Annotated in this window: 21 protein-coding genes, 2 pseudogenes and 1 riboswitch; of the genes and pseudogenes, 3 read left to right on the top strand and 20 right to left on the bottom strand. The window is 42.8% G+C overall.

What is annotated here, in order from left to right:
• Nucleotides 1–83: 83 nt before the first annotated feature.
• Nucleotides 84–971, top strand: coding sequence for a YitT family protein (locus HMPREF2926_RS06890; RefSeq protein ID WP_070587041.1), 888 nt, complete (start codon nucleotides 84–86; stop codon nucleotides 969–971).
• A gap of 43 nt (nucleotides 972–1014) precedes the next feature.
• Here the strand turns inward: HMPREF2926_RS06890 and HMPREF2926_RS06885 are convergent, their stop codons facing one another.
• The 13 genes from HMPREF2926_RS06885 to HMPREF2926_RS06825 all read right to left on the bottom strand — a co-directional run bounded on the left by HMPREF2926_RS06885 (nucleotide 1015) and on the right by HMPREF2926_RS06825 (nucleotide 15853).
• On the bottom strand, nucleotides 1015–1671 hold the full coding sequence (locus tag HMPREF2926_RS06885; RefSeq protein WP_037608021.1) for a CBS domain-containing protein: 657 nt from the start codon (nucleotides 1669–1671) through the stop codon (nucleotides 1015–1017).
• A gap of 174 nt (nucleotides 1672–1845) precedes the next feature.
• Nucleotides 1846–2556 carry an ABC transporter ATP-binding protein gene (locus HMPREF2926_RS06880; RefSeq protein WP_003005434.1) on the bottom strand — a complete coding sequence of 237 codons (711 nt, stop codon included), beginning with the start codon at nucleotides 2554–2556 and terminating at the stop codon, nucleotides 1846–1848.
• Complete coding sequence (locus HMPREF2926_RS06875; protein WP_003005595.1) at nucleotides 2556–3320, bottom strand: ABC transporter ATP-binding protein; 765 nt, start codon at nucleotides 3318–3320, stop codon at nucleotides 2556–2558. Before HMPREF2926_RS06875 ends, HMPREF2926_RS06880 begins: the two co-directional genes overlap by 1 nt.
• Nucleotides 3320–4267 (bottom strand): branched-chain amino acid ABC transporter permease, encoded by a 948-nt coding sequence (locus tag HMPREF2926_RS06870; protein ID WP_003008278.1) that lies wholly within the window; start codon nucleotides 4265–4267, stop codon nucleotides 3320–3322. The genes HMPREF2926_RS06875 and HMPREF2926_RS06870 overlap by 1 nt, the downstream gene beginning before the upstream one ends.
• A 3-nt stretch (nucleotides 4268–4270) precedes the next feature.
• Nucleotides 4271–5140: a branched-chain amino acid ABC transporter permease gene (locus HMPREF2926_RS06865; RefSeq protein WP_021153669.1), complete on the bottom strand. Its 870-nt coding sequence runs from the start codon at nucleotides 5138–5140 to the stop codon at nucleotides 4271–4273.
• 81 nt (nucleotides 5141–5221) lie between these two features.
• Complete coding sequence (locus HMPREF2926_RS06860; protein WP_023918808.1) at nucleotides 5222–6379, bottom strand: ABC transporter substrate-binding protein; 1158 nt, start codon at nucleotides 6377–6379, stop codon at nucleotides 5222–5224.
• Nucleotides 6380–6487: 108 nt separating this feature from the next.
• The gene (locus tag HMPREF2926_RS06855; RefSeq protein ID WP_023918810.1) at nucleotides 6488–6766 is read right to left on the bottom strand and encodes a DUF2129 domain-containing protein; all 279 of its coding nucleotides are present in this window, start codon (nucleotides 6764–6766) and stop codon (nucleotides 6488–6490) included.
• Nucleotides 6767–7044: 278 nt separating this feature from the next.
• Nucleotides 7045–7635, bottom strand: a complete 591-nt coding sequence (locus HMPREF2926_RS06850; protein WP_003008286.1) for an ATP-dependent Clp protease proteolytic subunit — start codon at nucleotides 7633–7635, stop codon at nucleotides 7045–7047.
• A 128-nt stretch (nucleotides 7636–7763) separates the two neighbouring features.
• On the bottom strand, nucleotides 7764–8393 hold the full coding sequence (upp, locus tag HMPREF2926_RS06845) for a uracil phosphoribosyltransferase (RefSeq protein WP_003005574.1): 630 nt from the start codon (nucleotides 8391–8393) through the stop codon (nucleotides 7764–7766).
• A 219-nt stretch (nucleotides 8394–8612) separates the two neighbouring features.
• Entirely contained in the window at nucleotides 8613–11273 is a 2661-nt protein-coding gene (gene mgtA / locus HMPREF2926_RS06840; RefSeq protein WP_021153674.1) for a magnesium-translocating P-type ATPase, read from the bottom strand.
• A 207-nt stretch (nucleotides 11274–11480) separates the two neighbouring features.
• A riboswitch (M-box (ykoK) riboswitch) is annotated at nucleotides 11481–11638 on the bottom strand.
• 35 nt (nucleotides 11639–11673) lie between these two features.
• Complete coding sequence (locus HMPREF2926_RS06835; RefSeq protein ID WP_070587039.1) at nucleotides 11674–12837, bottom strand: MalY/PatB family protein; 1164 nt, start codon at nucleotides 12835–12837, stop codon at nucleotides 11674–11676.
• A 1-nt stretch (nucleotide 12838) separates the two neighbouring features.
• Entirely contained in the window at nucleotides 12839–13936 is a 1098-nt protein-coding gene (locus HMPREF2926_RS06830) for a cystathionine gamma-synthase (protein WP_070587038.1), read from the bottom strand.
• Nucleotides 13937–14224: 288 nt separating this feature from the next.
• Nucleotides 14225–15853 carry a putative polysaccharide biosynthesis protein gene (locus HMPREF2926_RS06825; RefSeq protein ID WP_070587037.1) on the bottom strand — a complete coding sequence of 543 codons (1629 nt, stop codon included), beginning with the start codon at nucleotides 15851–15853 and terminating at the stop codon, nucleotides 14225–14227.
• An 87-nt stretch (nucleotides 15854–15940) separates the two neighbouring features.
• Between HMPREF2926_RS06825 and HMPREF2926_RS06820 the strand changes: the two genes are divergently transcribed.
• On the top strand, nucleotides 15941–17386 hold the full coding sequence (locus HMPREF2926_RS06820) for a UDP-N-acetylmuramoyl-L-alanyl-D-glutamate--L-lysine ligase (RefSeq protein ID WP_070587035.1): 1446 nt from the start codon (nucleotides 15941–15943) through the stop codon (nucleotides 17384–17386).
• 34 nt (nucleotides 17387–17420) lie between these two features.
• Here the strand turns inward: HMPREF2926_RS06820 and HMPREF2926_RS06815 are convergent, their stop codons facing one another.
• The 6 genes and pseudogenes from HMPREF2926_RS06815 to HMPREF2926_RS06790 form a co-directional block, all read right to left on the bottom strand.
• On the bottom strand, nucleotides 17421–18071 hold the full coding sequence (locus HMPREF2926_RS06815; RefSeq protein ID WP_070587033.1) for a DUF1803 domain-containing protein: 651 nt from the start codon (nucleotides 18069–18071) through the stop codon (nucleotides 17421–17423).
• Complete coding sequence (locus tag HMPREF2926_RS06810; RefSeq protein ID WP_070587032.1) at nucleotides 18055–18567, bottom strand: YiiX/YebB-like N1pC/P60 family cysteine hydrolase; 513 nt, start codon at nucleotides 18565–18567, stop codon at nucleotides 18055–18057. Before HMPREF2926_RS06810 ends, HMPREF2926_RS06815 begins: the two co-directional genes overlap by 17 nt.
• A gap of 63 nt (nucleotides 18568–18630) precedes the next feature.
• Entirely contained in the window at nucleotides 18631–19566 is a 936-nt protein-coding gene (locus HMPREF2926_RS06805) for a manganese-dependent inorganic pyrophosphatase (protein WP_070587030.1), read from the bottom strand.
• A gap of 124 nt (nucleotides 19567–19690) precedes the next feature.
• Nucleotides 19691–20485: a pyruvate formate-lyase-activating protein gene (gene pflA / locus HMPREF2926_RS06800; protein WP_003005017.1), complete on the bottom strand. Its 795-nt coding sequence runs from the start codon at nucleotides 20483–20485 to the stop codon at nucleotides 19691–19693.
• Between the two features lie 214 nt (nucleotides 20486–20699).
• Nucleotides 20700–23012, bottom strand: coding sequence for an endonuclease/exonuclease/phosphatase family protein (locus HMPREF2926_RS06795; protein ID WP_070587029.1), 2313 nt, complete (start codon nucleotides 23010–23012; stop codon nucleotides 20700–20702).
• A gap of 129 nt (nucleotides 23013–23141) precedes the next feature.
• A pseudogene (locus tag HMPREF2926_RS06790) lies at nucleotides 23142–23907 on the bottom strand (alpha-amylase family glycosyl hydrolase); the annotation flags it as partial.
• On the opposite strand from HMPREF2926_RS06790, the pseudogene treR reads away from it, so the two are divergent.
• Nucleotides 23881–24459, top strand: a pseudogene (gene treR, locus HMPREF2926_RS06785) (trehalose operon repressor); the annotation flags it as partial. The pseudogenes HMPREF2926_RS06790 and treR sit on opposite strands and share 27 nt — an antisense overlap.
• 180 nt (nucleotides 24460–24639) lie before the next feature.
• On the opposite strand, the gene HMPREF2926_RS06780 reads toward treR, so the two are convergent.
• A complete protein-coding gene (locus HMPREF2926_RS06780) occupies nucleotides 24640–25443 on the bottom strand; it encodes an ABC transporter ATP-binding protein (protein ID WP_070587027.1) in 804 nt (267 codons plus the stop codon).
• Nucleotides 25444–25447 lie beyond the last annotated feature (4 nt).

Genomic DNA, 25447 nt, shown 5'->3' with positions numbered 1-25447 from the left:
GGAGAGAAAATTTTTCAAAGTCATTTTCATTTTTTCACTTTTTTGTTACAATGATCTTATAAAGTTTTAGGAGACAACCTATCATGTTTAAATTTAAAGATATTCTGGCTATCATCTTGGGGGCCGGCATTTTTTCATTTGGGATCTATTTTTTGGTCATTCCTTTTCACTTCTATGAAGGAGGAGCAACAGGGATTACCTTGATCACCTATTACCTCTTAAAAGTCCCCGTATCCCTGATGAACTTACTGATCAATATCCCTCTCTTCATTCTGGCTTGGAAACTTCTGGGTAAGAAATCTCTTTATCTAAGCTTACTGGGGACCTTTTCGGTTTCCGCTTGGATGGCAATTTTTGAGGCCATGCCCCTCAGTCACCGCTACCATCACTTCATCTTTGAAGCCTTTAAAGGAGATATTCTGCTTGCCTGTATTGCCTCAGGGGTTGTGCTTGGTTTGGGGCTAGGGATCATCTTCAATGCTGGAGGAACCACGGGAGGAACAGATATCCTCGCTCGCATCTTTAACAAATACACTTCCCTCAGTATGGGGAAACTCATGTTGATTGTAGATGCCATTGTTCTGACAACTGTGGTCGTTGTCTTCCAAGATGTCCGTACGGCTATGTATACCCTCTTCTTTATCCTGATTGACACCCTTGTGATCGACTTGATTGGAGAAGGTGGTTTTGCTGGAAAAGGCTTCCTTATCGTCACCTCTAAACCAGAAGAAATTGCCAAAAAGGTATCTGATGATCTAGGTCGCGGGATTACCTTTATCCGCGGGATGGGCTATTACAGCCGTAAAGATCTGGATATCGTCTACTGTGTCGTTTCGCGGAATGAGATGAAACAAATGAAAGACATCATCAATCAGATTGATCCATTCGCCTTCATCACCATTTCTGAAGCCCATGAAATTCTCGGCGAAGGCTTCACTTTAGATAAAGAAAAACAACCCATTAACCGTTAATAGAAAAAATCAGACTGGATTGTCATCCAGCCTGATTTTTTTATTAAATAGCTTTTGCGATTGTTCGAGTGATTTCATCAACTTTCAAACCGTTGGCTTCAAATTTACTACGGATTGTTTCTAGATCTGTCACCCCATCAATTTGGACTTCGATAACCACACGATCGTCTTTGGTTGGGATATTGACTGTATTGGCGATGTTATACCCCTCTTCTACAATCAAGTGAATGATTTGTTCTAGAACGCCAACCTTATCTTCTGTCACAAAGCGAACACGAACTCCTTCTTCTCCATAGCCCGATACTTCAAGGAAGGCACGGAAAATATCACGGTCTGTGATGACACCAGATACTTGGTCATTGTCCACGACTGGAAGAATTCCCACCTTGTTCTTATACATGAGGTAGGTCGCATCTTCTAAGCTGGCAAATTTAGAGACGGTAATGACATCGCGAAGCATGACATCTTTAACCTTGGTCTTGTTCAACAGATAGTTCATCTCGAAAATAGACAAGCTTGTTGCTTTAGATGGACTTGCTTCTGCAATCGTACCTTCTGTCACCAACCCAACCAATTTATCGTTTTCAATGACTGGCAAACGGTGCAAACCTTGTTCGCGCATCAAATCTGCCGCATGGGCAATTGTAGTATCTGGACTAATGTAAACCACCTTACGTGTCATAAAATCTTTAACAGCCATAACAAGTTCTCCTATGCTTTTATTAGTTTTATTATACTTGATTTTAAGAATGATTTCAAACGCTTTCAGCAGTTTTCTCTTGTTTTCAAAATTTAGAAAAATCAAACAAGAGGGATGAAAAAAGAAAGGTCTTCAGGACCTTTCTTTTTAATATTCTAGTGAACTTTAGAAATCTTATCCACCAAGGTAGGCCTTGCGGACTTCTTCTGAGGCTAAGAGTTCTTTTCCTGTTCCGGTAAGAACGACTTTCCCTGTTTCCAAAACATAACCGCGGTCTGCGATGGCAAGAGCCTTGTTGGCATTTTGTTCGATCAAGAGAACAGTTGTTCCTTGTTTTTGGATATCTTGGATGATATCAAAGATTTCTTGGATAAAGATTGGAGCCAATCCCATAGAAGGTTCATCCAGAAGCAAGAGTTTTGGCGTTGACATAAGTGCACGACCCATTGCTAGCATTTGTTGTTCCCCACCAGATAGGGTTGCTGCATCTTGGTTCTTCCGTTCTTCCAAACGTGGGAAACGAGAAAAGACTTTCTTCAAGTTAGCTTGGTTTTCTTCTCGATCTTTCTTCAAGAAAGCTCCCATCTCCAAGTTTTCCATAACAGTTAAGCCTGGAAAGACGTGGCGGCCTTCTGGAACTTGAGAGAGTCCTGCTGCTACAATCTTTTGAGCCGGAACCTTTTGAATCTCCTGACCTAAAAACTCGATTTTCCCAGCACTTGGACGCACCAAACCTGAAATGGTACGAAGAATAGATGTTTTCCCAGCACCGTTAGCACCGATAAGAGAAACAACTTCCCCTTCGTTTACCTCGAAACTGACATCACGGACAGCCTGGATCATGCCATAGTGTACAGAAAGATTTTCAACTTTTAACATAGACATTAGGCTTCACCTCCTAGATAGGCTTCGATTACGCGTTTGTTGGTCTTGATTTCATCTGGCGTACCATGGGCAATCAAGCGACCATATTCCAATACATAAATCCGTTCTGTTACTTCCATGACCAAGCTCATATCGTGCTCGATCAGCATAATCGTAATATTAAATTCTTTTTGAATGCGACGGATCAATTGGGTCAATTCTGCTGTTTCTTGAGGGTTCATCCCTGCAGCAGGTTCATCCAAGAAGAGGATTTTTGGCTCTGTAGCAAGGGCACGAACGATCTCCAAGTGACGTTGTTGTCCGTAAGCTAAGTTTTTGGCCAAGGTATCTGCTTCTTTTTCCAGACCAAAAATCGCTAACAATTCAAGGGCTTTCGCTTTCAAAGCTTCTTCATTCTTGTAATAGCTTGGCAAGCGGAAAAGACTCGCAAAGACATGTGGTTTGTGGTGATTGGCAAAGGCAATCAAGACATTGTCCAAAACGCTCAAATCTTTAAAGAGACGAATATTTTGGAAAGTTCGTCCCAGACCACCAGCAGCGATTTTATAGGGTGCTTTTCCATTTAGCAGCTGACCATCTAAGGTAATGGTCCCTTCACTTGGTTCATATACCCCTGTTAGGAGGTTGAAGAGGGTTGTTTTCCCGGCACCGTTGGGTCCGATCAAACCAACCAATTCCCCTTCATTAAGTTCCATGGTCACATCCCCAACGGCTGTCAAACCACCAAAGTTTTTTGTTAAATTTTTTACTTCAAGAAGTGCCATTAGTTAGCCTCCTTTTTTGAGAGTAGTTTTTTCAAGCTGAATTCCCATGTTCCAAGAAGACCACCTGGACGGAAGATCATCACGAGAATCAAAGCCAATGAGTAAATGATCATACGTACACTTGAGAAGTCTTGAAGCACCATATTCAAGATACCCAAGACGATGGCTGCCACAACTGTTCCTGACATTGATCCCAAACCACCAAATACGACAATGATCAAGACATTAATGGTATTGGTGAAAGAGTAATCTTTAGGAACAACAGAGCCGATAAAGCCAGCTTGGAGAGATCCAGCAATCGCCGCTGTGATCGCACCAAATACAAAGGCGATGACTTTGACTTTGGTCGTATTGATCCCAACAGATTCTGCTGCGATTTCATCTTCACGAACAGAAAGGGTAGAGCGTCCAATTGGACTGCGTAAGAAGTTAATCGTAAAGATCGTTGTAATGACAACAAAGAGGTAAACCAATTGCCAAGTTGTAAAGGCTGGCAAACCAAGGATCCCAGCAGCACCATTTGTTAGAGTACCACCATTGACGATCAAGATCCGAATGATTTCAGAAACCCCAAGTGTCGCAATAGCGAGGTAGTCCCCTTTCAAACGAAGGGTTGGAACCCCAACGATCAAGGCAACGACACCAGCAATCAAAGCCCCTAAAACCATCGCACCAAAGAAAGCCCCATAGGTTGGTGATTTAGAACCGAGAATAGCTGCAGAGTAGGCACCAATCGCCATAAATCCGGCATGCCCAAGTGAGAATTGACCTGAGAAACCAACAATGAGGTTCAAGCCAACTGCAAGGATAATATTAATTCCGATTTGTTCTAAAATTTGGATATAGAAGAGGTTGAGCACACCCGCTGCAACCAAGACTTGGATCAAGGCAAAACCTGCGACCAAAAGACCAAGCCAGACTAAATTCACTTTTAAATTTTGTTTCATGGCTTACACCTTCTCTTTCACATTTTTACCGAGGATACCTGCTGGACGGATGAGCAAGATCACAATCAAGATGGCATACACAATGGCATCACGGAAGTCTGAAAGACCGATCGCTGTAGCGAAGGTTTCCAACAAACCGATCACAAATCCACCTAGGGCAGCACCTGGAATGATTCCGATTCCTCCAAGAACGGCTGCGACAAAGGCTTTGATCCCTGGTGTCATCCCCATCAAAGGCTCGATCGAGTTGTAATACAAACCAATCAAGACACCACCAGCACCTGCCAAGGCTGATCCCAAAGCAAAGGTAAAGCTGATCGTACGGTTTACGTTAATCCCCATCAATTGAGCGGCATCACTATCGACAGATACAGCCCGCATGGCTTTCCCCATCTTTGTCTTTTGAATAATAAATTGAAGAGCGACCATCAAGAAAACAGACACTCCCAAGATCATCAACTGAATATTGGAGATTGAAATAGGACCGAAGTTGTAACGAACCGTTTTAATCACTTGCGGGAAGGAACGGGTATTGGCACCGACGAAGAAGACCATCCCATATTCGAGCAAGAAGGAAACCCCGATGGCTGTGATCAAGGCTGCAATCCGAGTCGAATGACGAAGCGGACGATAAGCCAGGTATTCAATTACAACCCCTAAAATAGCTGTCCCAACCATGGCTAGGAGCAAGGCTACAAAGAAGTTCACTTTCCATGAGTTCAATAAGAAATATCCCATAAAGGCACCTACCATGTAGATATCCCCATGGGCAAAGTTGATCAATTTGATAATTCCATACACCATGGTATAACCAAGGGCCAAGAGTGCATAGACACTTCCCAAGATTAGACCGTTCACTAATTGCTGGAGCATTTGAACCATCCTTTCTAACAATAAAGAGCGAGGCCAGGAATTTTCATTCTCCCAGCCTCTTGTACAAACAACAAATGATAATTATGGTTTAACAGACTCAACAGATTTGACTTTACCATCTTTCAAGCCAATCATAAGAGCTGATTTAACCGGGTTGTGGTTCTTGTCAATTGACATTGTACCAGTCACACCTTCCAAGTCTTTCAACTTCGCAAGGTTATCTTTCAATTCGACAGAGTTCTTAGCACCTTTAGATGCTTCTGCAACCATGTAAACTGAATCATAAGCCAAAGCTGCGAACATTGAAGGTTCTTCATTGTATTTCGCTTTGTATGCTTCTACGAATTTCTTGGCTTTATCAGTCATTTCACCTTCAGTAGAGAATCCAGCTACGTAGTAGATATCTGTAGCTGCAGCAGGTGTTGCTTGTTCAACGAACTTAGCATCGCTAAATCCATCCCCACCAATGATTGGTTGTTTGATTCCCATACCACGCGCTTGGTTTACGATCTTACCAGTTTCTGTGTAGTAACCTGGAAGAACAATCGCATCGAAGTCTTTATCTTTGATTTTTGTAAGAGCAGCTTGGAAGTCTGTATCCTTAGATTGGAATGTTTCTGTTGCTACGATTTCACCTTTGTAAGATTTCTTGAAGGCTTCAGCAATCCCTTTCGCATAGTCAGATGAGTTATCGTAGTAAAGAACGACTTTCTTCGCTTTCAAGTTATCAGTTGTGTATTTGGCAATGATTTTTCCTTGGAAGCTATCGATGAAGGTAGCACGGAAGAGGTAATCTTGACCTTTTGTCAAATCATCTTGAGTTGCAGATGGTGTTACCAATGGAACACCTGCTTTACCAGCATTGGCAACGGCTGCTGCAGTAGCACCTGAAGTCGCAGGTCCTACAAGTGCGTTCACTTTTGATTGAGTGACAAGGTTTGTAGTGACTGTAGCTGCTTCAGCTGTTTCAGATTTGTTATCTTTATCTGTGACAACGATCTTCTTACCGTCAGCTCCACCCTTAGCGTTGATTTCATCAACGGCCAATTGAGCACCTTTTTGTTCAGCGCTACCGTAGGCTGCTACTTCACCAGTTTTTTCAAAGTTAAAACCGACTTTTAGTTCTTTGCCGATTTCGTTACCAGTTGTGTTTGAACCTGAAGTAGAAACTTCACCACAAGCAGCAAGAAGAGCGACACTTGCAATGGTTAAAAATGAAAGAGCAAATTTTTTCTTCATTTGTAATGATCTCCTTAAATGAATCTTAAAATAAATACATTAAGAATATACCGAATTATCTGACAATTGTCAATAAAAAAAGCGCAATCCATCAAATGATTGCGTTTTCTAAACTTCTGTGACCACAGATGGGGTCTCCAATCGTTGTAAACTCCCCACAAAATCTGTATCTAAATCTTTGAGATGGCAAGGCAAGACCTTTTTGACATAACGTTCTTTCTTTAAGTCTTCCATGACTTGATCGGCCTTGTCACTGTCCACATACAATTGGACATAACGGCATTTCTTGGAATGGTACAAGACATCTCCTACAGATTGTAATTTTTTCCCGTCTCGATTGTAATATAATTTAACAATCAAGCCTGTTCTTTCTTGTTTCTCAAACATGGTCAATCCCTTTCTCGTTCTGTTACTAGTATATCAAATTTCAAGAAAAAGAACTACTCTTTTATGAGAGCCAAAAAGAGAGTGAGACAGAAATCGGTCATTCGTTAGAATTCGATTTCGTCGTCCCACCTCCGCACAGTTGAGTAGGGCTGTAAAAGCTGATGAAATCAGCGTAGTAGAGCCTACTCAACCACTGCGTCTTGCTCGACAATCCAAAAATCAATTAAGAGGCTAGGACTTTTGTCCCAGCCTCTTGACGGACCTTCCCATAGGATGGTTTAGTCCAATTTATTATTGGCCATGATTTCATCAATAAAGCCATATTCAAGTGTTTCTTGCGCGCTCATCCAATTGTCACGTTCCGCATCAGCATGCACTTTTTCGATCGATTGACCTGAATTTTCCGCAAGGATTTTTTCCAAGTTATTCCGTGTTTTGAGCAAGTGTTCTGCTGCAATCGCCATATCGGTTTGTTGGGTACCACCACCAGTACCACCCATTGGTTGGTGAATCATGTACTCGGCGTTTGGCAACATGAAGCGTTTGCCCTTCGCACCGCTTGAAGCGATAATAGTTCCCATAGATGCTGCCATCCCCATGACAATGGTTTGGACATCTGACTTGATAAAGTTCATAGTATCTACAATGGCAAGACCTGCAGAGACAGAGCCACCTGGGGTATTGATATACATATAGATATCTTTTGTATTATCTTGGGCATCCAAGAAGAGCAATTGAGCGATAATGGAGTTAGCCATTTGGTCCTCAACTGGTCCTGTTACCATGATAATTCGATCTTTCAACAGACGGGAATAAATATCGTAAGAACGTTCTCCACGACTGGTTTGTTCAATAACTACTGGAATCATCTATTCTTCTCCTTTAGTATCCATTCATTCTCACGATTCGTGAGGTTCAAAGTATATGTGCTATTATAAACCAATGGTCAAAAAAGGTCAAATCTTAAGCACCTTTCGGACGAATCATGAATGGTTTCTTATTTGGTACCGAATAAACGGTCGCCTGCATCCCCAAGACCAGGCACAATATAGCCATGTTCATTCAAATGATCATCGAGGGCTGCTGTAAAGATATCAACATCTGGGTGAGCTTCTTGAAGAGCTTTAACTCCTTCTGGCGCTGATACCAAGCAGACAAACTTGATATGGCTAGCGCCACGTTTTTTCAAGGAATCAATAGCTAGAATAGCGGATCCACCCGTAGCAAGCATCGGGTCTACTACAAAGATACGGCGTTGATCAATATCTTCTGGCAATTTCACCAAGTATTCAACTGGTTTCAAAGTTTCTTCATCACGGTACATTCCGATATGGCCAACCTTAGCAGCTGGTACCAAACTCAAGAGACCATCAACCATCCCAATCCCTGCACGAAGAATTGGGACAATAGCCAATTTCTTCCCTGCGATTTGTTTTTGAACGGTTTTGGTAATAGGAGTTTCAATTTCAACATCCTCAAGAGGCAATTCACGCAACACTTCGTAGCCCATCAACATAGCAATCTCATCTACCAATTCACGAAAGGCCTTCGTAGAGGTATCTGTACGACGAAGAATAGACAATTTGTGTTGAATCAGTGGATGTGTAATAACTTCTAATTTTCCCATTTTGAGATCCTTCTTTCTAAGCTGTTATTATTCAAAAAAGAGCTATGATAAAAGTGGAGTCAAGCTCTACTCTTTCTTTCAGTCCCTCTTTGATACTCACAGCACATGGAAATCTTCATTTCCAACTTTACATTCTTCTTATTATACCAAATTTTACAAAAAAAAGAGAGCCCTTACACTTAATTTTTTAAGTTCGGACTCACTCTTTCTATCAATCAATTACAACCATTCTTTGTATTTCTTAATATAGATACGTTTGACAACCGTCACACTCAGCATATAGAGGACGATAATCGCAAACAATAGAACAAAGTACAATCCATTTAGTTGGCTCAACTTCAAGATAGAAGCCAAAGGACTATATGGAAGGGAGGTTACAAAGAAGGCTGCTGCTAAGGTCGTCACCACGACTGAGAAGGCTGGACGACTTTGGATAAATGGCAGTTTTGGTGAACGCAACATATGAATAACCATGGTTTGAGACCACATAGATTCGATAAACCATCCAGTTTGGAATACCATGATAAAGGCTGCTGCATCTGCTGCTCCATGGTTGTAGCCATGACCTAAAATCATAGGAACAACAAGGAAGTAAAGAAGCATGTAGGTAATAATATCAAAGACAGATGAAATTGGACCAATCCAGGCCATAAAGCGCATGATAGAGTTTGCTTCCCAGATACGAGGTTTCTTGAGAAATTCCTTGTCGACATTGTCAAAAGGAAGGGCGATACAAGAAAGATCATAGATAAGATTGAGCACAATCAAATGAACGGGCGCCATTGGAAGGAAAGGCAAAAAGATGCTGGCAAAGAGAAGAGAGAAGATGTTCCCGAAGTTAGAAGAGACCGTCATCTTGATGTACTTGGTCATATTGGCATAGACCTTGCGGCCTTCAACCAAACCTTTTTCAAGGACCATCAAGTCCTTATCCAGAAGGATGACATCTGCCGTTTCTTTGGCAATATCCACAGCGGTATCCACGGAGATCCCAACGTCTGAGACCTTCATAGATGGAGCATCGTTGATCCCATCTCCCATGTAACCAACCTTGTGGCCATTCTTCTTGAGGCAGAGGATGATCCGCGCTTTTTGATCTGGTGATAGTTTGGCAAAGACCGTTGTTGTTTCCACAACTTGTGCTAACTCTTGGTCTGTCATCGTATCGATTTCGCTTCCCAAAAGAATCCGCTCGACATCTAGTCCTACTTTTTCACAGACAGCTTGGGTGACCTTTTCATTATCCCCAGTTAAGATCTTGGTGGTTACCCCATATTCTGCAAGAGCTTTGATCGCTGGAGCTGCAGAAGGTTTTGGTGGATCAAGAAAGGCAAGGTAACCAGTTAGGATCATGTCTCGTTCATCTTCAACACTAAAGATGTCATTTTCGTCCAAGTCGGTTTTGTAGCTAACACCCAAAACACGAAGTCCTTGTTCATTTAACTGAGCAACTTCAGCGAGGACCTCTTGACGAACTTCATCTGTCAGGCGTTTAATCTCTCCCTTGTACTCAACATAAGTCGATACAGAAAGCATTTCTTCCAAGGCACCCTTGGTCACCATGCTGACCACACCGTCTTCGTCTTTGACAATGACACTCATGCGACGACGTTCAAAATCAAAGGGCAATTCATCAATCTTATGGAAGGTTTGATCCAGGTCGCGAACAATTTCATGTTTCTTGGCTTCTTTCTGGGTCCGATTGATAATCGCTCGGTCCATCAAATTTTTTAGCCCGGTTTGGAAATAGGAATTCAAGTAAGCCCGGCGAAGGACTGATAGATCCAACTCGCCATGGATATCAAGCGGATACTCCAAAACGATTTCATCTTGGGTCAAGGTTCCTGTCTTATCAGTACACAAAATATCGATAGCGCCGAGGTCTTGGATGGCATTGAGTTTTTTGATAACGACTTTTTCCTTGGCCATGATGATGGAGCCCTTAGCGAGACTCGCTGTAATAATCATCGGTAGCATTTCCGGAGTCAAACCAACCCCAACGCTGAGGGCAAAGACACCCGCTTCTAACCAGTCACCATCTGTGAGGCCATTGATCACAAAGACAACGGGCACCATCACTAACATGAGCCGAATCAAGAGCCAAGAGATGGTATTCATTTCTCTCTCAAATGAGGTTGGTTCGTCATAAGTGTTGATGGTTTGCTCAATAGCTCCCATCATGGTTTCATCTCCCACGACCAAGACCAAGGCTGTCGCCCGTCCGGAGATGACATTGGTTCCCATGAAGGCCAAGCTTTCACTTTCCAAGAGACTATCTAGATTTTGACTGTCGGCTTTTCTGAGACAAACCTTTTCAACAGCATCACTTTCCCCTGTGAGGCCAGATTGTTGGACAAAGAAGTCACGGGAATCAATCAAGACCACATCTGCTGGAATCATATCGCCGGCACTTAGTTTGATCACATCTCCTACGACGATTTCATCGATCGGAATTTCTTGTTCTGATCCATCACGAAGAACGGTCGCTGTATTGACAATCATACGTGATAAGTTGCTGGCAGCTTTGTCGCTCCGCAATTCTTGAATGAAGCGGATACCACCAGAGATCAAGACCAAGGTCACAATGATGATAGAGGTCGTTGGATCCTGTTCACCTGGTTTTGCTAGCCAGACATTAGTGATGAAGGAAACCAGCGCAATGACCAACAAAATCACCGTAAAAGGATTGATGATCGATTCGTAGATCTTTTTGATCATGGAATCTTCTTGACCTTTTGTGATGACATTTTCGCCATAAGCATCGCGGTTTTCTTCTACTTGATCGTCAACTAGACCAAGGGCACTGGTTTGGTAGTTGGCAAAGGTGCTTTCAAGTGGTTCTTGAAGAGCGTTAATAAGTCTTTCTTTATTTGTTTGCATTGGTATCTCCTTTTTCAATCAGGAGCCAATCACTTTTGGAGTCCCTACGACACAAATCAGCGATTGGCTGGTTCGGTGCGGTTCGGGATGATCGTCGATTTGTATCATAGCTCTCTCCTTTCTCTTTTCTAGGTAAGGCATAAAAAAGAGTCCTACCCTCGATCGGTAGGACTCATGAAACTCGTCATTTATTTTTCAATCAAAACTCTCAAAAAACTGACCGTCCAAGCTTTAGCTCCACAAGGCAATGAAATGAGCTTAGTCTTGACCTTTGCGATCAGGACTGTTGACCAACGAGTAGTGTCTCCACTGCTTTGCGGTAGTCATCCGTATCCTTGTGGTAGCCTCACCTACCGTATTTCGAGTTTATTGTACTCCTTCACTTACAGAAAGTCAACACTTATTTGTGAAAAGTTTCCACCAAGCGTTTGGTAATTTCTTCAATGAGGGTGAAGGGAGCTGCCACATTGAGGCGGGCATGCAAGTTTCCTTCTTTTCCAAAATCTGTTCCACGGTTCAAAATCAATTTGGCTTGGTCATGAATTTTAGCATGCAGCTCATCATCGGTATAAGGATAGGCTGAAAAGTCCAACCAAAGAAGATAGGTTCCTTGGGGCTTCATGACACGGATTTTGGTCTTTTCATGCAATTCATCTACAACATAGTCGATGTGTTTTTCAAAGACTTGCTTGAGCTCTGTCAACCAAGGTTTACCATGGCGATAAGCCGCTTCTGTTGCAATATAGCCCAAGCCTGAAATTTCATGTTGATTATTAGCCAATTGCCGTTGTTTAAAAGCCGTACGAAGCTTTGGATTTTCAATGACCACATAGGAATTTTTTGTTCCTGCAATATTGAACGTCTTGGTTGCACTGGTTAAGATCAAGCTGAAATCTTTAAAGCTTGGATCAACTGTGTTAAAGCTGGTATGACGGTGGCCAAACAAGGCCAAATCTTGGTGGATCTCATCTGAAACGAGAAGGACACCATGTTTTTGACAGAGGTGGCCGATTTTTTCCAAGACTTCACGATCCCATACACGGCCTCCAGGATTGTGCGGATTACACAAAACATAGAGTTTAACCTCTTGCTCCACAATGTCTTTTTCGAGCTGATCAAAATCAATTTGGAAAAGACCGTCCTTTTCAACTAATGAATTTTCGATCAATTTTCGACGATTGAGCTTGACGCTTCTGGCAAATGGAGGATAGACCGGCGTATTGATTAAGACAGCATCCCCTTCCTTGGTGAAGGCTTGAATAGCTGTTGAAATGGCTGGAACAACACCTTCGATAAAGACGACAGCTTCCTTGTCAAAAGAATAGCCATGCTCTTCTTTTTCCCAATCAAGGATAGACTGGTAGAGGCTATCCGATGCATAGGTGTAACCATAGACCATTTGGTCAGCATAGCCGATAACAGCTTCTCGTACTTCTGGAATGACATTAAAATCCATATCCGCGATCCAAGCCGGAATGATTTCTGGATCTGTCTCTGTTTCTTTCCACTTGTAAGTATGGTGGGTCAAGCGATTCGGTAAAGTCGTGAAATCATATTTGGTCATCTTAAGCCTCCAATGCTTGTTTCAAATCTTCAATCAAATCATCCGCATCTTCGATTCCGATGGACAACCGAAGAAGATCATCTGTCAAACCATATGAATGGCGAACTTCTGCAGGAATGTCCGCATGGGTTTGAGTGGTAGGATAAGTGATCAAACTTTCAACTCCGCCAAGGCTTTCTGCAAAGGTAAATACTTGAAGGGAATTCAACAAGTTAGGAATTTTTTTCTCATCTTGAATTTTAAAGGAGACCATTCCACCTTTTCCAGTGTAGAGGACTTCTTTGACCTGAGGGGAGGTTTTCAAAAACTCGACCACCTTGCGGGCATTCTCAGTGGAGCGCTCCATCCGGATAGAGAGCGTCTTGAGACCACGGATCAAGAGATAGCTGTCAAATGGGGAAAGAACAGCACCTGTCGTGTTCAAATTGTAAAAGAGTTTGTCATACAAGTCTGCATCATTTGTCACGACAACACCAGCCAAGACATCGTTGTGACCAGCCAGATACTTGGTTGCTGAATGAAGAACAATATCTGCTCCCTCTTCAATTGGGCGTTGATAGATCGGGCTATAGAAGGTATTGTCCACCACAACTTTGGCACCTTTTGCATGGGCCAATTTGGCTAAATGATCAATATCAAATTCCAACATCAATGGATTAGTTGGTGTTTCAATATAGAGGACATCTACTTGATCCTTTTCTAGGTATTGGAGCAGTTCTTCTTCTGTATTGGCATAGGTGAAAGAGAAGCGGCCTTCTTGCTCTTGTTGGTTAAACCAGCGGAAAGAGCCTCCATAAAGGTCACGAACGGCTAAGACTTTTGTACCAACGGGGAAAATGCTAAAAGCAAGCACAATAGCTGACATTCCAGAACTTGTCGCCAAAGCATAGTCTGCACTTTCGATAGCTGCCAAAGTCTTCTCAGCTGTTGCGCGTGTTGGATTTTTTGTACGGGTATAGTCAAAACCTGTAGACTGACCAAATTCTGGGTGTTGGTAAGTTGTTGAAAAATGCAACGGAGTCGTCAAAGCTCCCGTCGCTTGATCTGACTTGATTCCTGCCTGTGCCAAAATCGTATTGATATTGCGTTTTTTACTCATATTGCCCTCCGATAATCAATTAATCTAACTGCTTACTATTTTATCACTATTATGAGGAGAGTGGTTTTCCCATTTTCAAGACCCAGCTATAGTTTCAAACTATAAGAAAAGAGAGTGGGACAGAAATCGGTCATTCGTTAGAATTCGATTTCGTCGTCCCACCTCCGCACAGTTGAGTAGGGCTGTAAAAGCTGATGAAATCAGCGTAGTAGAGCCCACTCAACCACTGCTTCTTGCTCGACAATCCAAAAACAAGAAGAGGCTAGGACTTTTGTCCCAACCTCTAATTTATTTAATCCGGAATTTTTGTCTGAGACGTGCTGCTTGCCCTCCGATAAAGCGGTCAAAATACCGTAGCCATAATCCTAAAGCTCCGTAAATAGCAACACCTAAGCCACCAATGACGATGATATAAATCATGCTCGATACACGGCCATTTGGTGAGAAAATCCAGCCCAAAATCAAGCCTGCGATCAAGACTCCAAGTAGCATCACCACCGTTAGAATTGAGCCAAGTAATGTGCGCTTGAAGACGATGGTCCGATTAAACTGAGTAATGCTTTGGATCTCCCGATACATGAGTACGATTGGTACCAGTAAGGCGATAGTTGTTGACAAAAGCGGCCCATAAGAACGAAAGACCAGAATAAATGGAATTTGGAGGACCAATTTCACCACTACTCCATAGAGGAAGTAGCGAATAGCTTTGCGGTTTTGGAAGAGAGCTTGAATCATTGGGGACAAGACTGTGTAAAGACCCAAAATCACCGTCTGCAACATCGCTACGATAAAGAGTCCCAAAGCCAAGCCATCTGGTTGTCCATAAAATACTGTATAAAGTGGTTTTGCGACTGCAACTGCACCAAAGGTAGCTGGAAGCAAGAAGGCTAGCAACATGGTCAAGTTATCCTGTACAAGCTTGCCTGCAGCTTTTAAGTCGCCCTTGACATAATTCTCAGTCAACAGAGGAATCCCAACTCCCCCAATCGAAGTCGCTACTGCGATCAAGATCATGGTGATTTTGTTTGGATTAGCAGAGAAATAACTAAACATGACCAAGAGCTGTTTCTGACTATAATCTGTAAACCAAGACATGACATTGATAAAGGTCATCTGGTCGACAATTTGGAAGAGCTGAATGGCGGAACCTGTGATGATAAAAGGAATGGCCTCACGGATAGTATCCATGAGAAGCGCACGAGTATCGATTCCTTCACTTCCCTCTTGCTTTCTCAAAATAGATGAGAGCAAGCCTGTTTTTGCAAGGTAATAAAAGAGAACCAGAAGGCTCGCTCCCATCCCGATAAAGGCAGCAAAGGTCGACTGCGTAACAGCCTGCACATAATCTCCTGAGCCAATCTTCATAATGAAGAAGGTCGTAAGCAACATCCAGATGACCCGGATGACTTGCTCTGCAATCTGGCTAATGGCGTAAGGTTTCATGTTGTTAAAACCTTGGAAAAATCCACGAATGACACTCATCGAAGGAAAGATCAAGACAGCCCAAGAAAGGCTCTGCATGATCGGAATCAACTCTTTTCCCCCACCTGAAAGGCTCGCAAAGACAGGAGATAAAAGATACATGAGAATGGCAAATCCAAGGCCTAGAATTCCCATGAATTTCAAGAAGCCCCGAATCAAAGCAAAGCTATGATCGGCTTGGTCCCGGGTATTGTATTTGGCTACTTGCTTGGCAACAGCTACAGGTACCCCAGCTGTTGAAATCAAGAGAAACCAAGCGTAGATATTGTATCCCATTGTAAAAAGACCATTGGCTTGTGGCCCATATTTTCCCATCCAAATATACCAAGGAATAATATAAGCGGCTCCTAGCAAACGGCTGATAAAATTGCTGGCTGTCATCCAGGCAGTCCCGCGTAGCATCTGGGCTTGCTGGTCATTTTGTTCGTGACTCATAAACGTCCTCTTTCGTTTCTTCTTCTCTTCATTATAAACTTTTCCATGTTACTTGTAAAATTCAGACTTTCGGTTTACAATAGTTTTATGATTACAATTGAACAAACCCTCAACATTTTAAAACATGACCAAAATTTCCGAGAAGTTCTAATGAATGGTGAATACCATTACCATCTAGAAGGAACAAGTTTTGATGCCATTAGCTATGATAGCCGTAAGGTGTCTGCTAGCACCCTCTTTTTTGTCAAAGGGGCCAATTTCAAAAAAGAATACCTGGAACAGGCTATTTCTAATGGGCTCGGCTTTTATGTCTCTGAAAAAGATTATGAAGTTGGTATCCCTGCCATTCTTGTCAATGATATCAAGCAAGCCATGAGCTTAATTGCCATGGAGTTTTATGGGCACCCTGAGAAACAATTAAAATTATTAGCTTTCACAGGGACCAAGGGAAAGACAACAGCGGCCTACTTTGCTTACCATATTTTGGAACAAAGCTACCGACCAGCTATGCTGTCTACCATGAATACGACACTGGATGGTAAAAACTTCTTTAAATCAGCCCTGACAACACCAGAGAGTTTGGATCTTTTTGCTATGATGGCTCAGGCAGTAGCGAATGATCGGACCCACCTCATTATGGAAGTTTCCAGTCAAGCTTATCTGGTGAAACGGGTTTACGGTCTTACTTTTGATGTTGGTGTTTTCCTCAACATCAGCCCTGATCATATCGGACCGATTGAACATCCAACTTTTGAGGATTATTTCTACCACAAACGTCTCCTCATGAAGAATAGCCAAGCTGTTGTCATCAATAGCGATATGGATCATTTCCAAGTTTTAGCGGACCAAGTCGCGAACCAAGACCACGATTTTTATGGAAGCCAGTCTGAGAATCAAATTGAAAACTCCAAAGCTTTCAGCTTCTCAGCCACTGGTAAGCTAGCAGGCGACTACGATATCCAACTGATTGGTCACTTCAACCAAGAAAATGCTGTAGCAGCAGGTCTTGCCTGTCTTCGTCTAGGTGCGAGCCTTGAGGATATTCAAAAAGGGATTGCTAAGACGCGCGTTCCAGGCCGAATGGAAGTCTTGACTCAGAAAAACGGCGCTAAGGTCTTCATCGACTACGCCCATAATGGTGATAGCTTGAAAAAACTGCTTTCAGTTGTCGAAACCCATCAAACGGGAACCATTTCACTAGTTCTCGGATCAACTGGGAATAAAGGAGAGAGCCGCCGCAAAGACTTTGGCTTACTCTTAGAAGACCATCCTGAGATCCAAGTCTTCCTCACAGCGGATGATCCCAACTATGAAGATCCTTTGGCTATCGCTGAAGAGATTAGTAGTTACATCACGCGCCCTGTCGAAAAAATCGCAGATCGCGAAGAAGCCATTCAACTGGCCATGGCAACAACCAGCAAGCCTGAAGATGCCGTCATTATCGCCGGAAAAGGAGCTGACTGCTACCAAATCGTCAATGGCGTAAAAGAAGAGTATCCAGGTGACGCCGCTATTGCTGAACGTTATCTATGATCAAATGAAAAAAGGCTAGGAAAATTCCTAGCCTTTATTTTTTTATAAAAATGAATCGTTCTATATCAAATTCGACAGCTAACTCATACTTTCCATCTTCATTTTGAATGATGTAGCCCAATAAAACTAAACTGTCGACAAAGATATCTCGACGTTTCTGCATGAGCTGATCTTTTTTAAGAAATTTAAGCAAAAAGCTGGTCATATACTTGAGGGCATACTCGGGGTTGACATCTCCCAAAATAGCGTAGAGCTTCTCTTGCTCCTCCGTCAATGGATATTGGTGAGCCACCTTGTAGAAGTAATTGGAAAGGGTCTGTGCATTTCGTTCGAAGTCCGTCTCCTCTATCAAAATCGCTTCGTTTGTAGTATTGCGGAGTTCCGTTTGGAAGACTTTGGCTTTTAGTTCCTGATAAAGTTCACTATCCTCTCGGACAAAGACCTCTTGATCCAAGTCGACTATTTCAGCAGATTCCAAGAAAGGAAGGTTGAGGGTGTAGCGTTTATTTTCCCTTAGGATGAAGCCCGCTTTGATATATTCCTCCATGAGCTTGTCCACTGGTTGATCAGGAAATTGTGCCTTGATATGCCGCAGGATCACATCGTTATGCTGATCCAAATAGTTGATCAAGTCCTTGAAAAATGGCTGACGTGTCAAACGTGTGGGATTAATGATTGTAATCATCCAAATACCTTTCTTTAAACTGTAGACGCGGAGACTGGGCTAGTTGACTTGGGTTGGTCCCAGGCTGATCCAGAGGAACGGCTAAACCTAGTTCTTTATAGTATTTACTCCAGAAATCACTGATTTCCTGTGTATCATTCCCAAACTTCATGGGAATGGTCTCAAAAATAGGAAGTAGTTCAGCGATGAACTGGGAACAGTAATAACCATCTCCATCCGGGTAAAAGGAAGCATTGTAGGGAGCCCCTAAAAGACTCTCTGCTCGCTTTTTGACCTCTTTGAGAATGATTTTCGGATAGCGATAAAGGTCATAGACTTTCCCATCTTCAAAGAAATCTTCAGGGGATTGGGCAAGGACGCCACCTTCTACAGTGGCATGATAAATGAATCCGTCCAAAAAGATAGCTACATGGCAATAGTTGCCAGTAGAAGCCTGAATAGCCTGTCCCATTTCTGTATTTTCACTGACAAAAATCAAATCGCCCGTCTCTAACATGATCTTCTCCTAGCAAAAAAGGAGCCGAAACTCCTTTTTAATAATGGGTTTCCCCATTTATCATTATGCATTAAAGCTTTCAGTCAATTGAGGAACCACTTGTTTCTTACGTGAAACGGCACCTGGAAGGAAAGCATGATTGTTTTCAAGTTTGAAGTTGAAGGCTGCTTCTACCTTGTCCATGTTGGCACCAAGAGCCAAAATTTCTGAGTTTGAGTTGACAATATCTGTAATCATCAAAACAAAGTCTGAGTATCCGTTAGCTGCATTTGCTGCTTGGATGGCTGCTTCGATTTCAGCTTGGCGTTCCAAGACTTCAGCGATATCAACTGTATTGACTTGAGCCACACGAACGTTGTTTCCGTCCAATTCAAAAGTCTTGGCATCGATGTCGATCAATTCTTCTGCTGATTTACTTGCCAAATTAGTACCAGCCTTGAGCATGGCAAGACCGTATTCTTCCAAGTTAACTCCAGCCAATTCAGCCAATTCAGGCGCAATCACTTTATCAGATGGATGAGTTGTTGGAGATTTCAAAAGAAGAGTATCTGAAATCAAACCTGAAAGCATCAAACCTGCCAATTCTTTTGGCACTGCTACACCGTGTTCTTTGAACATACGGTAAACGATAGAAGATGCTGATCCAACTGGTTCCAAACGCATGTAAAGTGGGCTAGCAGTTTCAAAGTTAGCCACACGGTGGTGATCCACTACACCATAAACTTCAACTTCAGCAATATCTGAAACAGATTGTTGGAATTCATTGTGGTCCGTCAAGATGACTTGTTCTGCACCTTCTGCTTTAGCTGATGTGATGACGCGTGGTGCTTCCACACCAAAATAGTCCAATACGAAAGCTGTTTCTTCATTTGGAGTTCCAAGAGCCACTGCTTCTGTATCCAAACCATAAGCTTCTTTTGCAAGATAAGCAAAAGCTACAGATGAGCCGATAGCATCTGAGTCAGGATTTTGGTGACCAAAAACGAGAATTTTTGACATGTTTCTACCTCTTTATTTCATTTATAGATTCACTCTATTTTAGCACGTTTTGCCATTTAAAGAAAGGGAATAGTTGTGCATTTCAATAGAAAAGACAGCTGGAGTGACCAACTGTCTATACTTTTTATCCTTTGACCCGTTTCAGGTAATCTTGGTAACTTTCTGTTTCCATCAAATCTTTTGCATTTTGGACCCGTTCTTTTGTCGGTGGTTTCACACCCTCCAATTTGTACGGAATGCCCAATTCACGCCATTTGAATTCCCCCATAGTATGGTAAGGCAGGATCTCAAATTTATCGACATTTTTAAGGGTTTTAACAAATTTTCCAAGTTCGATCAAGTCGTCATCTCGGTCTGTAAGCCCAGGAACCAAAACGTGACGAATCCAGACTGGTTTTCCAATATCAGATAAATACTTGGCACAAGCTAAAATCGTTTTATTGGTATGACTGGTCACAATTTTGTGTCGTTCATCATTGATTTCCTTGATATCCAGAAGCACCAAGTCTGTCACCGCCATCAAGCGGTCGAATTTTTCCAAATAACGAGGTGTATTCCGGAAAGGAAGGGCACAGGTATCCAAGGTACAATGAATGCCCAACTCTTGAGCCTTGGTGAAGAGGGCAATCAAAAAGTCAATCTGCAAGAGGGCTTCTCCTCCACTGACAGTGATTCCCCCTTTTTCGCCCCAAAATCCACGATAACGGAGGGCTTCTTCTAGGACATCATCCACTGTCCGTTCACGGGACTTGTTGGTTTCCATTGCCCAAGTATCTGGATTGTGGCAGTATTGACACCGCATTTGACACCCTTGAAGGAAGACAATAAAGCGGATCCCAGGCCCGTCTACTGCCCCAAAACTTTCTGTTGAGTGTACCATTCCTGTTACTTTTCCATAGTCAACTGTTTCATTTTCCATTGAGGAACCTCTTCTCTTGAAAACGTTTTATGATTTTATTATAACACGATTCCATCTATTTTAAAGAGTTTAAGCTTCTTTTTGAAAAGAAACTGTTCTTTTCAGTAGTTTTCATTGTCCTAGTACAGTTTCCAATATGGGACTATCTGTCCTGTATTTTAGGAGAAAAAAAGGAGCCAGCGACTCCTTTTTTAGATCTTTCTTATGAAACACGTTAGTGAGTCATCCTTTTCTTCTTGTAGAAGACAAGACTCATCGTAGCTATTGCCACTCCAAAAAGAGCTAGATAGCTTGTTTCTTGTCCAGTAGATGGAAGGATTTTCCGTTTACCTGGTGTCTTGGTTTCTGTTGTTGCCTCTTCCTTGTCTTCTTGCTTCTCATCTTCGTTCTTGTCCTTCTCTTTATTTTCAGCTGTTGAACTCTTTTGTTCATTGGCTTGAGTCTGATGAGGAACTAGTTGAGATCCTGTATTCGATGAAGAAGGGCTGGTTTGATCCGTTGGTTGTCCTGTATTTCCTTGTTGATCATCTGTCGGCGTTCCTGGAGTTTGTGCTCCACTAAAGTCGATTTGGACCAAGACAGGATCATGGTCTGATGCACGACCGTGTTCCTTCATAAAGGAAGCATTGATATGGACTGGTTCAAACCTTGCTTTAGCTGCCATGTTGTTTGAGATAAAAATGTTATCCAAAACTTGATTGCTTCCACGGTAGAAATAAGAATAGCGATCGCCTGCATCATGTTGGGCCATTAAGTTGGTTAGTTCATTGCCCGCAAGGATCTGTGCCGTGGTTGAGAAATCGTAATCATTAAAATCACCCGTCAAAACAAAGGTGGTCTTCGGATTTTGCTTCAAGCCTTCTTGGACGAATTGATGAATGACACTGGCTTGTGCTTCACGAGTTGGCAAGGTATGTTCCACTGCTGGTTGGCTTGCCCCATAAATAGCATCATCTCCGATTTTTGATTTCAAGTGATTAGCAATCACCACAACTGGTTGGCCTTTGAATTCAAACTCAACGGCTAAAGACTTGCGAGTATGATCAAACGATGGGTCATTAGGGGCAATCCGAGCTGGATTTTTAACCAGGTGTCCCTTGTCAAATTGTGCTGCTTCGTTGCTAGTTGCTGCCTCTTTTTTGGCTAAGCTCACGCGTTCTGGATTGTAGAGGATTCCCAAACGAATATTAGAACCAGGCTTTCCTCCGTCAGCGCCATCTACTGGAGCAACCTCCGTATACTCATAGCTCTTGCCACCCAATTCCTTGATCCGATTGGCTAGTTTGCGTCCACTTTCAACACCACTGGTCGTCCCGTCATCCACACTACCATTATTGTCCTGCACTTCGATCAAAGTGATAATATCTGGATTGTGAATTTCATGGATAAAGGAATTGGCAATCAGCGTCACCTTATCCTCTGGGGTTTCATTTTTGGCATTGTTGGCCGAGAAATTTTCAATATTGTAGGAAGCGATGGTCAGCTTGTCCTCACTTGGTTGGGTTTGAGCTGCTTGACGCTGCAAGCCACCGTCTTGGACCATCAACTGTTGAGTGGGCTCTAATTTATAGAAGCTATTTCGATACGTTACCACTCCTGTCACATCTTCTGTAAAGTAATCCTTGGCTTTTGCGACAAACTGATTCCCAACATAAATCGGGATTGTCGCTGTATTTTGCGCATGTGGCCGTAGATTCAGACCCCCAATATTGTTAAAAGGAAGGCCTGTAAAATCTTCTCCCAATACATAGATATCTCCTTTGTACTGGGGACCAAGGACATGCGGTTTCTTCACCACCGTGAGCATTCCTTCCAGGCTTTCCCAATAATCGAGGGCATCGGTTTCTGGAGCATAAGCAGTCGGATTAGGCTTCACATCTGCTGGCATGTCCGCAGTGATATTCACAGCTTCTGGAAGAGGGGCTGTCCCGTCTTTGGTGATCCAAGCATCGACCAGCATGGTCACCGTTAAACTATTCGTTGGTTCCTTAAAGGTCTTCCCAGCTCCCAAGGTGACTTCTTCCATATAGCCTTCCTTGACAGTACCTGTTATTTTAACCTTGTCGCCGACCTTGACCTTGTATTTGGAAACTACATAAATCCCATCTGAAGTCCGACTATTCCCATCCGATTCAATATCTTGGGCATAAAAACCATAGCGGTCTGTCTTGGTCACCACTACATTTTTGATGGCTACCTTTTGGCCTTCCAGTGGAGAGCGTTGCGATTCCCCTTGAATGTCCCCGATCTTAACCGTTTTCTCCTCAGTAGCGTCTGAGGAATTGCTAGATGTCTCTTCTTTATCACTCGAAGCTCTCGTCGTAGCGTCTGTAGTTGTTGTTGTAGCGAAAGTCGAATGATTTGTCGAGCTTTCCTCGCTGCTAGTATTCGTCACAAGCGCTGGCTCTGAAGTCGAAGCTGTGGTCTCGTCTGCAACTACCGTGAGGGCACTGCTAAAGACCCCCAACTGACTAGCCAATAAGGTGGCTACTCCCAGTAGGCGAATCTTTTTACCGTTTTTTCTCATGCGTTTCTCCATCCCTAAAAAGTTTTCCTCTTTTATTATAAGGGAATGACTTTGCATTTTCAAGCGCTTTCAAAAATATTTTTCAAAAAGAAAAACACTTCGACCCAAAAAGATCGAAGTGTCAAGAACTTAAGCTAAAATTGCCAGTGTCTGATACGGTTTCAGAATTACTTTTTCAGAAAGCTTTACATTCTCATAGTTGGACAAGAGCACGCGCCATGCTTGGTAGTCTTCTGGAATCGCTACTTCAACTTCACTTCCATAGAAATGATTGAGTACCAAGAGTTTTTGACCGTCTAAGTGGCGTTCAAAAGCATAGACTTCTTGACTATCTTCCAGTGCTGGCTGGTAGCTTCCTTCTGAAATGATCCGCATTTCTTTGCGCAAGCGAATCAATTCTTTATAGAAGGTAAAGATTGGTCCATCCATCTCCTTTTCAACGTTGAAGTCTTTATAGGACTTCCCAACTTTCAACCATGGCGTGCCTGTTGAAAAACCGGCATTTAGAGAAGCATCCCATTGCATGGGCGTACGTGAATTATCACGTGACTTAGCTTGGATAATCTTGAAGGCTTGCTCAGGTGACTTGCCTTGGTCCAAGAGCATTTGGTAAGCATTCATGGACTCCACATCCACGTAATCTGCCATCGAATCATAGTCTGGATCAATCATGCCGATTTCTTCCCCCATATAGATTATAAGGGGTCCCACGTGACAAGTGAATGCTAGCTGCGAGCATGGTCGCTCCTTCATTGCGGAAGTTCTTGATATCTACAAAGCGATTCAAAGCACGAGGTTGGTCATGGTTATTCCAGAAAAGGGCACTCCAACCACCACGTTCACTCATTTCCTTGCCCCAAGTATGATAGAGACGTTTGAGCTCTTGCAGGAAGAAGGCTTTATCGAGACTGTTCAAGGGATGGGGTCGCAAATTTGTAGGCAAGCACACTTTGACTTCCCCGTTTCCCAATTAACCAGCTATCAAGAAATCGTCAAAGCTTCTGGTCTTCGCTCAGAAACCAATGTCATTCGTTTGGAACAAATCAGTATCGATGAAAAAGGAGCTAAAAAGACAGGTTTCCCTCTTCACCGTTTGGTTTGGAAAGTAACCCGGCAACGGGTGGTGGATGGTGTCGCTTCTGTCTTAGATATTGATTACCTAGACAGAGAGCTGATCCCTGGCCTGACCAAGGAAATTGCCCAGCACTCTATCTACCAATATATAGAAGAAGACTTGAAATTGCAGATTGGCTATGCCAAAAAAGAAATCTTGATTTCACCAATCGATAATCGTGACAAAATCTTACTGGATCTTGGAAAAGACAAACACGTGGTAACGGTTCGTTCCCAAGTTCACCTAGCAGACGGACGCCAATTCCAATTCACCGAAAGCCGACACAAATTAGACAAGTTTCATTTTGTCGACTATGCAGAACGGAGGAAATAAAGGAGGCTGGGGACAAAAGTCCTAGCCTCTCAATTATTTTTGGATTGTCGAGCAAGACGCAGTGGTTGAGTGGGCTCTCTACGCTGATTTCATCAGCTTTTACAGCCCTACTCAACTGTGCGGAGGTGGGACGACGAAATCGAATTCTAACGAATAATCGATTTCTGTCCCACTCTCATTTTATCCTAATACCAATTCATCACTTACCAGGGTTTCACCACTGTTTTGTTGGAAGAGGCGCATCAAATCTTCAACCGTTAGGTTTTTCTTTTCTTCTCCTTTGACGTCGACAACGATCTTGCCTTGGTAGAGCATGATCAAGCGGTTGCCGTATTCAATGGCATGGTTCATATCATGCGTAATCATCAAAGTTGTCAAATCATGGCTTTCCACAATCTTTTGTGTCAATTCCATGACCATTTCACTGGTCTTGGGATCGAGCGCTGCGGTGTGTTCATCCAGAAGCAAGAGTTTGGGTTTGACCAAGGCTGCCATGACCAAGGTCAAAGCTTGACGTTGCCCACCAGACAAATATTGGGTATCGACTTTGAGGCGGTTCTCTAAACCGATATTCAGTTCCTTCAAGGCTTCACGGAATAATTCGCGATCTTTCTCCCGAACTCCCCAGCCCAAACCACGAGATTTCCCCCGACGTTGGGCAATGGCCATATTTTCTTCAATGGTCAAACGAGAAGCTGTCCCCATCTTGGGATCTTGGAAGACACGCGCAATATCTTTCGCACGCCTACGAACACTCGTATTTTTGATGGAGTTACCTTCTAGCAAGATATCCCCTTCATCCACGACTAGATTTCCTGCCAAGATGTTCATCAAGGTTGATTTCCCAGCTCCATTTCCACCGATAACCGAAATGAAGTCTCCTTCTTCTACTTGGAGATCCAAGCCTTTTAAGACATGGTTTTCATTGACTGTTCCTGCTTCAAATGTCTTATGAATACCTTCAATTGATAATAATGTTGCCATACTT

Source organism: Streptococcus sp. HMSC078D09 (assembly GCF_001813675.1).
In the GTDB taxonomy this organism is placed as follows: domain Bacteria; phylum Bacillota; class Bacilli; order Lactobacillales; family Streptococcaceae; genus Streptococcus.
Note: the sequence above shows the minus strand (reverse complement) of the source record. Positions and strands in the feature narration are given on the sequence as shown.